This window comes from Streptomyces sp., assembly GCF_050698815.1.
Taxonomy (GTDB): Bacteria; Actinomycetota; Actinomycetes; order Streptomycetales; family Streptomycetaceae; genus Streptomyces.
Genome location: NZ_JBOHCV010000669.1, coordinates 1 through 11,142, shown reverse-complemented (window position 1 = coordinate 11,142; position 11,142 = coordinate 1). Strand labels below are relative to the sequence as shown.

8 protein-coding genes, 1 tRNA gene and 1 pseudogene are annotated in these 11,142 nt (G+C 71.8%); 6 read left to right on the top strand and 4 right to left on the bottom strand.

Annotation, left to right across the window (positions count from 1 at the left end):
- Positions 1-119 precede the first annotated feature (119 nt).
- Together ACRDP3_RS24055 and ACRDP3_RS24050 are read right to left on the bottom strand one after the other, a co-directional pair.
- Positions 120-206 (bottom strand) — tRNA-Ser (locus tag ACRDP3_RS24055).
- A gap of 57 nt (positions 207-263) precedes the next feature.
- On the bottom strand, positions 264-1,835 hold the full coding sequence (locus ACRDP3_RS24050; protein ID WP_431519091.1) for a S1C family serine protease: 1,572 nt from the start codon (positions 1,833-1,835) through the stop codon (positions 264-266).
- Positions 1,836-2,038: 203 nt separating this feature from the next.
- Between ACRDP3_RS24050 and ACRDP3_RS24045 the strand changes: the two genes are divergently transcribed.
- The 3 genes from ACRDP3_RS24045 (at position 2,039) to ACRDP3_RS24035 (ending at position 4,923) form a co-directional block, all read left to right on the top strand.
- Entirely contained in the window at positions 2,039-2,854 is an 816-nt protein-coding gene (locus ACRDP3_RS24045; protein ID WP_431519090.1) for a glycerophosphodiester phosphodiesterase family protein, read from the top strand.
- 308 nt (positions 2,855-3,162) lie between these two features.
- Positions 3,163-3,636 (top strand): ATP-binding protein, encoded by a 474-nt coding sequence (locus ACRDP3_RS24040; RefSeq protein WP_431519089.1) that lies wholly within the window; start codon positions 3,163-3,165, stop codon positions 3,634-3,636.
- Between the two features lie 315 nt (positions 3,637-3,951).
- On the top strand, positions 3,952-4,923 hold the full coding sequence (locus ACRDP3_RS24035; protein WP_431519088.1) for a DUF5926 family protein: 972 nt from the start codon (positions 3,952-3,954) through the stop codon (positions 4,921-4,923).
- Between the two features lie 244 nt (positions 4,924-5,167).
- Here ACRDP3_RS24035 and ACRDP3_RS24030 read toward each other — a convergent pair whose 3' ends face one another.
- Positions 5,168-5,794 (bottom strand): hypothetical protein, encoded by a 627-nt coding sequence (locus ACRDP3_RS24030; protein ID WP_431519087.1) that lies wholly within the window; start codon positions 5,792-5,794, stop codon positions 5,168-5,170.
- Between the two features lie 142 nt (positions 5,795-5,936).
- A complete protein-coding gene (locus ACRDP3_RS24025) occupies positions 5,937-6,704 on the bottom strand; it encodes a bifunctional DNA primase/polymerase (protein WP_431519086.1) in 768 nt (255 codons plus the stop codon).
- A 630-nt stretch (positions 6,705-7,334) separates the two neighbouring features.
- On the opposite strand from ACRDP3_RS24025, the gene ACRDP3_RS24020 reads away from it, so the two are divergent.
- From ACRDP3_RS24020 to ACRDP3_RS24010, 3 genes and pseudogenes are all read left to right on the top strand, one after another.
- Positions 7,335-8,810 carry a PP2C family protein-serine/threonine phosphatase gene (locus ACRDP3_RS24020; RefSeq protein WP_431519085.1) on the top strand — a complete coding sequence of 492 codons (1,476 nt, stop codon included), beginning with the start codon at positions 7,335-7,337 and terminating at the stop codon, positions 8,808-8,810.
- Between the two features lie 131 nt (positions 8,811-8,941).
- Positions 8,942-10,396, top strand: coding sequence for an aminopeptidase P family protein (locus ACRDP3_RS24015; protein ID WP_431519084.1), 1,455 nt, complete (start codon positions 8,942-8,944; stop codon positions 10,394-10,396).
- Between the two features lie 217 nt (positions 10,397-10,613).
- Positions 10,614-11,142, top strand: a pseudogene (locus ACRDP3_RS24010) (hypothetical protein); the annotation flags it as partial.

Genomic DNA, 11,142 nt, shown 5'->3' with positions numbered 1-11,142 from the left:
TCTGTCCGTGGCCTGTCCGTGGAGACTGGTCCAGCGTGAGAAACGTGAGACAGGATGAGACACGGAGGGGCGCCCAGTTTCCCGGGCGCCCCTTCTGACGTGCGTGTTCTTCAACTGCGCGGAGGCGATGGGATTTGAACCCACGGTGACATCGCTGCCACGACGGTTTTCAAGACCGTTCCCTTCGGCCGCTCGGGCACACCTCCCCGCGTCGTCCCTGAGGGCGACGCGGGGACAGCCTAGCGAACGATCAGGACGGCCACTTACTGGTCGCCCTTGCGGGAGCCGAGGGTGACCTCGGTCGTGGACTCCTTGCCGTCCCGCTCGTAGGTGATCGTCACCTGCTCGCCCGGCTTGTGGGTCCAGATGGTGCCGATGAGGGTGGGGCCGCTGTCGATCGCCGTGTCGTCGAGCTTGGTGATCACGTCACCGGACTCCAGGCCGGCCTTGTCGGCCGGGCCGCCCTTGGCGACCGCGCTCTGGCCGCCCTCGCCCTTGTCGGCGATGACGGCGCCGCTCCGCTTCTGGTCCATGGTCACCGTGGCGCCGATCACCGGGTAGACCGGGGTGCCGGTCTTGATGAGCTGGGTGGCGACGCGCTTGGCCTGGTTGACCGGGATGGCGAAGCCGAGGCCGATGCTGCCGGACTGGCCCTGGCCCATGCCGCTGCCGCCGCCCGCCGACTGAATCGCGGAGTTGACGCCGATGACGGCGCCCTGTGCGTTCAGCAGCGGACCGCCGGAGTTGCCGGGGTTGATGGAGGCGTCGGTCTGCAGGGCGTTCATGTACGAGGCGTTGCCGCCGCCCTGGCCGTCGCTGGAGGCGACGGGGCGGTTCTTGGCGCTGACGATGCCGGTCGTGACCGTGCCGGACAGGCCGAACGGCGCTCCGATCGCGATGGTCGCGTCACCGACCTGGACCTCGTTGGACTTGCCGAGGGGGAGCGGGGCGAGCTTGCGGTCGTCGGCGTTCTTGAGCTTGATGACCGCGACGTCGTAACCCTGCGCCTTGCCGACCACCTCGGCCGCGTACTTCTTGCCGTCCGAGAAGGTCGCGGAGAGGCGGCCGCCGCCGTCCGCGCTCGCGACGACGTGGTTGTTGGTGACGATGTGACCCTGCTTGTCGAAGACGAAGCCGGTGCCGGTGCCCTCATCGCCGCCGCCCGAGGTCTCGATCGTGACGACGCTGGGCAGTGTCTTACCCGCTATGCCGGCGACGGACTTGGGGGAGCGGTTCAGCGTCTTCGGGTCGCCGCCCGAGGTGATCGTGGTGGTGCCGGAGCTGTCGCCCGCCTCCGACGCCCAGAAGCCGATGCCGCCGCCGAGGCCACCCGCGACGAGGGCCGCCGCGACGACGGCGACGATCAGTCCGGTGGGGAACCGCTTGCCGCCCGGCGGGGGGCCGCCTGGTACGGGCGGCGCGCCCCAGGGGTTGTGCGGTCCGCCTGAACCGCCGGGACCGCCCGGCCCACCCGGACCACCGCCGTACGAGGGCGGCCCACCCGGAGCTCCGGCTCCCCACTGGCCGCCCTGACCCCACTGACCACCCTGTCCCGGCTGTCCCGGCTCGCCGAAGCCCGCCGCCGAGGCGGGCGGCGGCTGGGTGGGCTGAGGTGGCTGCCCGGGGTGAGCGGGCTGTACGGGCGGGGTGGAATCCGGCTCGTTCATGCTCAGCCCCTGCGGGTCGGCGTCGGAGGTCGGTGCCGGGCGCTCGGGCGTACGCCCTCCGGCAGTCGCGGCAGTCGCATCGTGAGCCCCCGTCTCGTGCACCGCGGGGGGCGTGGGGTTCGGCCCCGCCGCTGGCGTGGCGGCAGCGCCCTCGTGCTCGGTGCTCACAGCTATCTCCTCATCAGGTACACGACATCGCGGTCCCGGACGTTCACGTATTCGGGTGTCGCAGACAGCCTTTCCCATGATGCGTCAGACGGGCGTAAACCGCCGCACGGGTCTGGGGAACCATCCTTTACGCCGGGCAAACCGGACACATCCGCAACCGGCCCGCCCGGCGGCCATCCGGGTCGCGGTGGCACGATATCCCGGTGAGCAATGAGATCCGTGCCGGGTCGCGCCTCTCCCCCGCCCGCCCCCTGTCCGTCATCGCGCACCGTGGTGCCTCCGAGGCCGCGCCGGAGCACACGCTGGCCGCCTACCGCAAAGCCATCGAGGCAGGCGCGGACGCCCTGGAGTGCGATGTGCGGCTCACCGCCGACGGCCACCTCGTGTGCGTACACGACCGCCGCATCAACCGCACCTCCAACGGCCGCGGCGCCGTCTCCGCCCTCGAGCTGGCCGAGCTTGCCGCGCTCGACTTCGGCTCGTGGAAGAAGGAGGGACCGGACGAGGACCCGTACGAGTCGCCGGACCAGGAGGAGAGCGACCGCACCTCCGTGCTCACGCTGGAACGGCTGCTCCAGCTGGTGGCCGACGCGCCACGGCCCGTCGAGCTCGCGATCGAGACCAAGCACCCCAGCCGCTGGGCCGGTCAGGTCGAGGCACGGCTGCTGCAGTTGCTGGAACGCCACCGGCCGGTCACGCCGGTACGGGTGATGAGCTTCTCCGCCCGCTCCCTGCAACGCATACGGGCCGCCGCACCGCACATCCCCACCGTCTATCTCATGCAACTTCTGCTGCCACGGCACCGGGACGGGCGGCTGCCGGCCGGCGTGCGGATCGCCGGACCCAGCATCCGCATCCTGCGGGCGAACCCCGAATACGTGGCGCGCGCACACCGGATGGGCAACGAGGTGCACGCGTGGACCGTGAACGAGCCGGAGGACGTCGAGTTGTGCCTGTGGCTGGGCGTCGACGCGGTGATCACCAACCGGCCACGGCAAGTGCTGTCGCAAGTGCGCTGAGACCGCCGGGCTTGCCGGACGTGTTACGTACGACACACTCACGCCAGGCACGGACCGCTTCCGCGGACGTCTCGGGATGCCAATTCGCCCTCTTTCCAGGGCTCTTACCTGGAGTGCACCGGCGCATCCACCCTTTAATCGATCGGCACCGATGCGTCAAGCGATCGCGCATGGCCGGTTTCCGCCCGCCGTCCTCGGGGCATTCATCGAATTGGCGTGGGGCAAAGGAGGTCTCGGGGGTGGCGTTGGTGATGGCACAGAATGTGCCGACTTCGTCGACCATGGCGGTACCGTACGGTCCGGCCGGCGTGGGCGCCGCGCGACGCAGAATGCGCGCGGACCTCGTCGCGAGCGGGGCCGGCGACACGGCCGTGGACGACGCCGTTCTGATCCTTTCCGAACTGCTCAGCAACGCCTGCCGGCACGCGAGGCCACTGGGCTACGACGACTCCGTGCGGGCAAGCTGGAAACGGGACCTGGCCGGCGAGTTGACCATTGCCGTCACGGACGGCGGCGGTCCCACCCGGCCTCTTCCGGCGACTCCCTCGATCAGCGCCCGAGGCGGGCGCGGCCTCGCCATCATCGGCGCTCTCGCCCAGGACTGGGGCGTCCGCGAGGAGTCCTACGAACTCACCGACGGCAGGCGGCAGTCGGAGATCGATGCCAGGGCCGACGCCAGGGGCGTGACCGTCTGGGTGGTGCTGGCCCCCGACGGCGGAATCGGCGAGGGCCTGGCGGACAGCCTGGCCCTGGACCTGGCGACGGCGGACGAACTGCGCTGAGCGGGTAGACGGCGGTGCCAGCGCGGCGAGCGGCGTGAACCCTGCCTGACACGGTGCCGGGGCCGTGACCGGCGATGTCTGCCCGTGGAGAAGCGTCGTCCAGCGCTGGGGCCTCCCCGGGCCGCAGGCCCAGGGGCACTCCCCCTGTCTCCGCCAGGGGAGCAGCCAGGGGGAGCAGCCAGAGGGAGTGCGTGATGGGCGGCGACAGGGCAAAAGTCGCCGGGAGGGGTACTAGGCTCACGCCGACCGCCCGTACCGCGGACGCCGGTCCCCGCCGGCCCGGCCGCCGACCCCAGACCTGGAGAACCGCACGCCATGGCCAAGAAGCGCCGCCCCCTGCCCAAGGCCACCGCCCCGCAGCCCGTCGACGGTGAAGTCCCCGTCGTCGGCGCGCGCGAGCCCTGCCCGTGCGGTTCCGGTCGCCGCTACAAGGCGTGCCACGGACGTGCCGCGGCGCACGCCGTCACCGAGCTGGTACGGCGCCCTTTCGAGGGACTTCCCGGCGAGCCCGACTGGGTCGCGCTGCGCGAGCTGGTGCCGGCCGCGACGGCGCCGTTGACGCTCAAGGACGGACTGCCGGACGGAGTCCCGTCGGTGACGCTCGCGACGGTGCTGCCGATGGCGTGGCCCGCGCTGCGCCGCGACAACGGCGAGGTGCTGATCGGCCTGCAGAACGACATGTCCTCCGGGGACATCAGCCGGGACCTCGCCGACACCCTGCGGCGTGCGCTCGCCACCGACCCCGGCTCGCCGGTGGCAGCGGGGCGTGCGGCGCCGGACGGGCCGCGGCTGCAGGACCTGCTGGACCTGAACGCGCCGTTCACACCCGAGGTGCACACCGGGTTCGACTTCTGGCTGGGGGGCGAGGCCGACCAGGCGTCCGGTGACGTCGCCGCGTCCCTGGAGCGAGCCAATTCGGCCGCTGTTCCGACCGCCCGGCTCACCGGTGCGGAAGGTGCGTACTGGTGTGAAACGCCGGAGAAGAACCACCTGCGCTGGGTCATGACGCATCCCGAGGAGCAGCTGCTGGACGCGCTCGCACGGCTGCAGACCGCCGGCGGGTCCTCGCTCGGCGAAGACACCCGGCTCGTCGGCTCGTTCCGCGCGCACGGCCTGACGGTGCCCGTATGGGACCTGCCCGGCTCGATGACCTCAGCGGACTGCGAGAAGCCGGCGGCGGCCTTCGCGGAGCGGCTCACCGACGCGCTCGGCACGACCACACCGCTGACCGCCGACGAGCGGCGGGCGCGCAGTGGCCTCACCAACCGCCAGGTGACGCTGAGCTAGCTGGAATAGACCATTCCGCCACCGCCGTAGGGAGAAAGTGTGTCCGTGACTCGCGTCACACTTGACCGGTAACTGCGCATACTGACAGGTAAATCAACGTCCGGATCCGCGCGATCGAATTTGCTAACGGCGGATCTCTTGTTACCTTTCTAGGAGCCCGGTCGCTGGTGCATCCCCCGTCGCCAGCGACCGGGTTCTTCCATGCGCGGGTCCGGACGCCGTTCCGCCGCGCCCCGCAACTCGCCTATCGCATGGGCGAGTTGCTGCCGGAGCGGAGCAACATCCGGTCCTGATCCGCCGATCCGATCTCCGCCATCGCCGAGTACCGCTCCGCCCGGCCGTCCGCCGCACGCGGCACCGCACGCAGCCGCTCCCGCGGCGTCTCGCACAACCCCGGCTCATCGGCGGCGGGCAGCGCGCAGTGCGCCCGCATCGAGCTGCCGTCGGGACGCATCAGGATGAGGACGGCGCGCAGCGGGGAGTCCGTGGCGTTCCGGTAGTACGTACGGGCCCAGGTCCGTTGCTCCTCCGTACGGACGCAGGTCTGCGCCTCCAGGCCCTCGGGCGTGGCGACTTCGGGGCCGCAGGAGGCGGAGGAGACGGCGGAGGAGACGGCGGCGCCGCGGTCCGCGCCGGGTCCGCTCGGTCCGCCGTCCACGGCACCCGCGCCATGTGCGCCGTGCGCGCCGTCCGCCCCCGTCGTCCGAACGCCGCCGTGGCGCTTCTCGCCGTCTCCCGGGGACGCGACGGAGGAGTCGGCCGGGCCGGCGGTCGCCGCCGCGAGCGGCAGCCCGACGGCGAGCGCGACCGTGCCGGCGAGCGTGATCAGGGGAAGGTACGGCGCACGGCGCGGCGACTGCTGCTGAAGCATGAGGGGCCCATCTGCACATCGGTACGGGGAGGGAGGGGGGACTGTGCAGCGAACATATCGGGCAACGGGGGCCGCCCCGGGGGCCCGACCGCCCGTTTCCCGTACAACTCCCGCCAGCTCCTACCCGTACGAGTGACGGACCTCAGTACGTGAGGCTGGTGCCGGTGTCGGGCGCCGTCGCGCTCGCCTCGACCAGGACGTCGAGCACACGCTGCATCCGCGGCAGCCACGGCACGCCGAGCGGAAGACCGCCGCGCCGGGCGTCCCGCCTCGCGCGCCGTCCGGCTCCGCGTCCGTCCTGTACGCCTCCCGCCCGGTGGTAATCCTCGGCGGCCGCCGGCTCCCGTTCCCAGCGGACCCGGCCCGGGCCGGTCTCCGAGGGCGGCAGCGCGACGTAGCCGCCCTCGCCGTGGAAGCGCAGCGAACTGGGCACGAAGTCATGGGCGTAGAGCTGCTCGCCGAGCTCCGCGAGCGCGTACGGCGCCACCAGCAGGGTGAAGCGGGTGGGCGTCGCGACGACCGGTCCGAGCCGCTCGCCCCGCCGGTCGAACTCGGCCAGCGCGCGGGCACCCGCGATGGCGGGCAGGCTCAGCGCGGACGGGGCACGGCCGCCCGTGGCGAGAATCAGCGGTGCCGTGGGCCGGTTGGTCCACCACCAGCGAACCATCCCCGCGTCGGTGGTGGCCGCCAGCAGCACCGGGTCGAAAGGGTGCGCCCCGGGCACCACGCAGTCGGCGTCCGTGCAGGAACACGCCGCGGCGGGCGCCTCTCCGGACCGGCGGGTCGCGGAGGAGGGCGGGCTCAGGGGCGCGCCGGGCAGTACGGGCCACGCCCAGTGGGTGGCGCAGTGGAGCGCCGCGTCGCGCGGCGATGACCGGTTCTTGCGTCGCCTTTTGAGGATCTCGCGCATGTGCGCTCGTTCCTTTCCGTTAACGCCAACAGATCGTCTCGACAGAGATCATCCAGTGCATCACCACACGTCGTCGCTGCTCGCCGTGCGTAAGAAGCGCATCATGCATGCCGTGGGCCGGGCGTGGGGCATGGCGGAAGGTGGCGCCGATCGGGCGCTCGCGTCCTTGCCGTCACCTGTGCTGGTGCTCTGGATACCGCTTCGTGGTGCGCCTGTGCTGGCTGTGCGGGCCCGTCGGTCCGGAATGGGACGTGGCCACCGCCCCTGTAGACGCGCTGCCCCCCTCACCGGGTTCCGTACCCCCGACCGCTGTGCCGATCCCTTCGGTCTCGCAGCCGACCGGTCGGCCGGCCGTCCGTTCCGCGAAGCGCAACAGCGGGAAAGTGGGCACGCTTTCTCCAGTCGACAGCAGTTGCCGCCTCACAGCGACGATTTTACGCCAACTTGCCCTCACCACGGCCCGCCCCCGTGAAGTCGGCACCGGCACCCGGACACCATTCGTAGTGCAAGGCCAATGCTGGACATCGTGTCATCGGTGCGTGTACATCTTGTGCATTGCCAGCGGAGCAGCGTGACATGGGGGTTTGCGATGCTATGCAGAGAGATGAAGTGTGCGGGGAGACCGCTCCCATGAGCGCCCCGCAGCGGTCGAAAGTGGCCGGATTCAAACCCGTGATCTCCCCACCAGCGCAAACTGCGCCTCCCGCTTCGGGCAGCGGCGCCGCTGCCGCTGCCGAGCAGTCCGCCGCTGTCCATGACCGGCTGGCCAGCTGGGTCACCGACCTGACGACCCTTCAAGAGCTCAACGAACGCCTCGCCGGCGCCGCCACCCTCGACGACGTGCTGCGCGAAACGCTCCGCGCGGGGGCCACTCTCGTCGGCGCCCAGCGCGGCCTGATCGCCCTCGAGGCGGTCGAGAGCAACGGGCCCGAGCGGACCATCGGCCTCGGCCTCGGCCGCGCGGACATCGGCGAACTGGAGACCGTGCCACGCAGCTCGTCCTCCTACGCCCGGATCCTCGACGGGCTCCCGACAGCGGCCGGCGGCGACCGCGCCGATGACCGCGGCAGCGGCGGTGGCGTCGATCCCCGGAGTGAGGACCTGGGCGACTTGGGCGACCTGGCCTACCCGTACCCCGAAATCACCCACCCCGACATCGCCACCGACGAGGCCCTCGACCCCCGGCACCGCGAGGTCGCCGCCCGGCTCGGCTACGCCGCCAGCCACGCGACCCCGCTCGCCACCCCCGCAGCGCCCCGGATCGGCGCCGCCGTCTGGCTCTACGACGAGCCCGCCGAGCCGACCGCACGCCAGCGCCACCTGCTCGGCCTCTACCTCCGCAACGCCACCGAACACATCGCCCGCCACCTCGAACTCGCCCGTACCCGCGCGGACCTGACCGCCCTGCGCGACGGGCTGCTGCCCAGCAGACTCCCGCGGGTGCCCGGCGTCGCGATGGCCGTGCGGCACCGTACGGGACCACGCGGCGGCGGCGACTGGTACGACGTGCTCCCGCTGCCCGAGGGCGCCCTGGGCCTCACCGTCGGCGGCGTCACCGGCAGCGGCGCCGGCACGGTGGCCGCGATGGGACGGCTGCGCGCCTCCCTGCGGGCGTACGCGGTGATGGAGGGCGAGGATCCCGTCGCCGTCCTCTCCGACCTGGAGCTGCTGCTGCGGCTGACCGAGCCGGCCCGCTCGGCGACGGCGCTCTTCGCGTACGTGGAGCCGTCCGTGCGCCGCATCCTGCTCGCCGGCGCCGGACACTGCCCGCCGCTGATCGTCGGACCGCACCGCACCGAGTACGTGGAGACGACGCTCTCCGCGCCACTGGGCATGCTCGCCTGCTGGGAGGCGCCGAGCGTTGAGCTGACGCTGTACGAGGGGGAGACGCTGCTCCTCTACAGCGACGGCCTGCTGCACCGCACCGGCGAGGAGCTGGACCGCGCCTTCGCCCGGCTGCACGCCGCCGCCGCCTGCGCACCGCCCTCCGTACAGGCCGATCCGGACGCACTGGTCGACCACGTGCTGCGCGCCGCCCTGCCGGACGGGCGTGCCGAGCAGCAGGACCACCCCGAGGACGTCGTCCTGCTCGCCGCCCGCTTCTGAAACACACGGCTGCCGGACTGTAGACCACGCCTTCACACGGGGTTACCGTCGCACGCTCCGAACCTGGTATCGCGCACCCATACGCACCCATACGATGGAAAGCGGTCGAACACCAGAAAGAGGAGGCAGACGTGGCGCACCCCGCTGACGCGGAGCCGATCAAGCAGCGGAAGAACGGCCTGTACCCGGGCGTATCCGACGAGCTTGCCGAGAACATGAAGGCCGGCTGGGCGGACACGGAGCTGCGCGGACTGGAGCCCGTCGCCCAGTCCGGCCACACGGCGGACCGCCGCGCGCGCCTGTCCGCCCGCTTCCCCGGCGAGCGCCTGGTGATCCCCGCGGGCAACCTCAAGACCCGCTCCAACGACACCGAGTACAGCTTCCGCGCCGCTGTCGAGTACGCCTACCTCACCGGTAACCAGACGGAGGACGGCGTACTCGTCATGGAGCCGGACGCCGCGGGCGGTGGACACGACGCCACGCTCTATCTGCTGCCCCGCTCCGACCGGGAGAACGGCGAGTTCTGGCTCGACGGCCAGGGCGAACTGTGGGTCGGCCGGCGGCACAGCCTCAGCGAGGCACAGCAGTTGTACGGAGTGCACTGCGCGGACGTCCGTACAGTCGCCGGCGAGCTGGGTGCCGCCACCGGCCCGGTACGCGTGGTGCGTGGCTACGACGCCGCCGTCGAGCACACCCTCACCGACAAGGTCACCGCCGAGCGCGACACCGAGCTGCAGGTCTTCCTCTCCGAAATGCGGCTGGTCAAGGACGACTTCGAGATCGGCGAGCTGGCCTCGGCGTGCGCGTCGACCGCACGCGGCTTCGAGGACGTCGTGAGGGTCCTGGAGAAGGCCGAGGCCACTTCCGAGCGTTACATCGAGGGCACGTTCTTCCTGCGCGCCCGCGTCGAGGGCAACGACATCGGCTACGGCTCCATCTGCGCCTCGGGCCCGCACGCGACCACCCTGCACTGGGTGCGCAACGACGGAGCGGTCCGCTCCGGCGACCTGCTGCTGCTGGACGCCGGCGTGGAGACGCACACCCTCTACACCGCCGACGTCACCCGGACCCTGCCGGTCAACGGCCGCTTCACCGACCTGCAGCGGAAGATCTACGACGCCGTGCACGAGGCGCAGGAGGCCGGCATCGCGGCGGTCAAACCGGGCGCCAAGTACCTCGACTTCCACCAGGCCGCCCAACGCGTGCTCGCCGCCAGGCTGGTGGAGTGGGGCCTGCTGGAAGGACCCGTGGAGCGGGTTCTGGAGCTGGGGCTCCAGCGCCGCTGGACGCTGCACGGCACGGGCCACATGCTCGGCATGGACGTGCACGACTGCGCGACAGCCCGCCGCGAGAGCTACGCCGAGGGCACCCTGGAGCCGGGCATGTGCCTGACCGTGGAGCCGGGGCTGTACTTCCAGCCGGACGACCTCACCGTCCCCGAGGAGTACCGCGGCATCGGGATCCGGATCGAGGACGACATCCTGGTGACGGCGGAGGGCAACCGGAACCTCTCGTCCGCACTGCCGCGCAGCAGCACGGACGTCGAGGCATGGATGGCCGGGCTGATGGCGGGGCCCACGGGCTGAGGCCCGCGGCGAAGCCGCCCGCGGACCTGACGCCCGCGGGCGGCCGACGGGCCGGTTCGGCCCGGTTCCGGGCCCGCATTCCTCAGATTTGCTGTCCGGAATAGGCCGCATTGCATAGCCTGCACGTGTCCGGCGCCTGTCTCGTCAAGAAAGAGAGCACACGTTGGTCACCCTTCGGTTCCGGCCAGGTCTGCTGGCGGCGTTTCCCTTCCTTGCCATGGGCTGCGTCGTCATCGTCGACGTGGCCGCGGGTCCCGGGATCGGCTTCCTGCCGATGATGGCCCTGGGCCCCGCGTTCGCCGGGCTGATCGGAAACGTCCGGCGCAGCGCGCTGATCGGGGCCCTCGCCCTGGCCCTGTCACTGATGCTCAGTTTCTACAATGATCAACTGGGCGAGCGCCGCGGCTACACCACGCTGTTCTCGGTCGCCGGAGTCGTGGTCGCCGGGGTCGCGGCGACCGCGCTGCGGGAGCGTCGCGAGGCCGAACTCGCCAGTGTGCGGTCGATCGCCGAGGCCGCGCAGCGGGTGCTGCTGCGCCCGGTACCGCGCGGCGCCGGACCTCTGCGTGCCGCCGTCTCCTACACCTCCGCGATGGCCGACGCCCGGATCGGCGGTGATCTGTACGAGGTGGTGACCTCGCCGTTCGGGGTGCGGATCATCGTCGGGGACGTACAGGGCAAGGGGCTGGAGGCGGTGGAGACGGCGGCCGTCGTACTGGGCGCCTTCCGGGAGGCGGCGCACGACG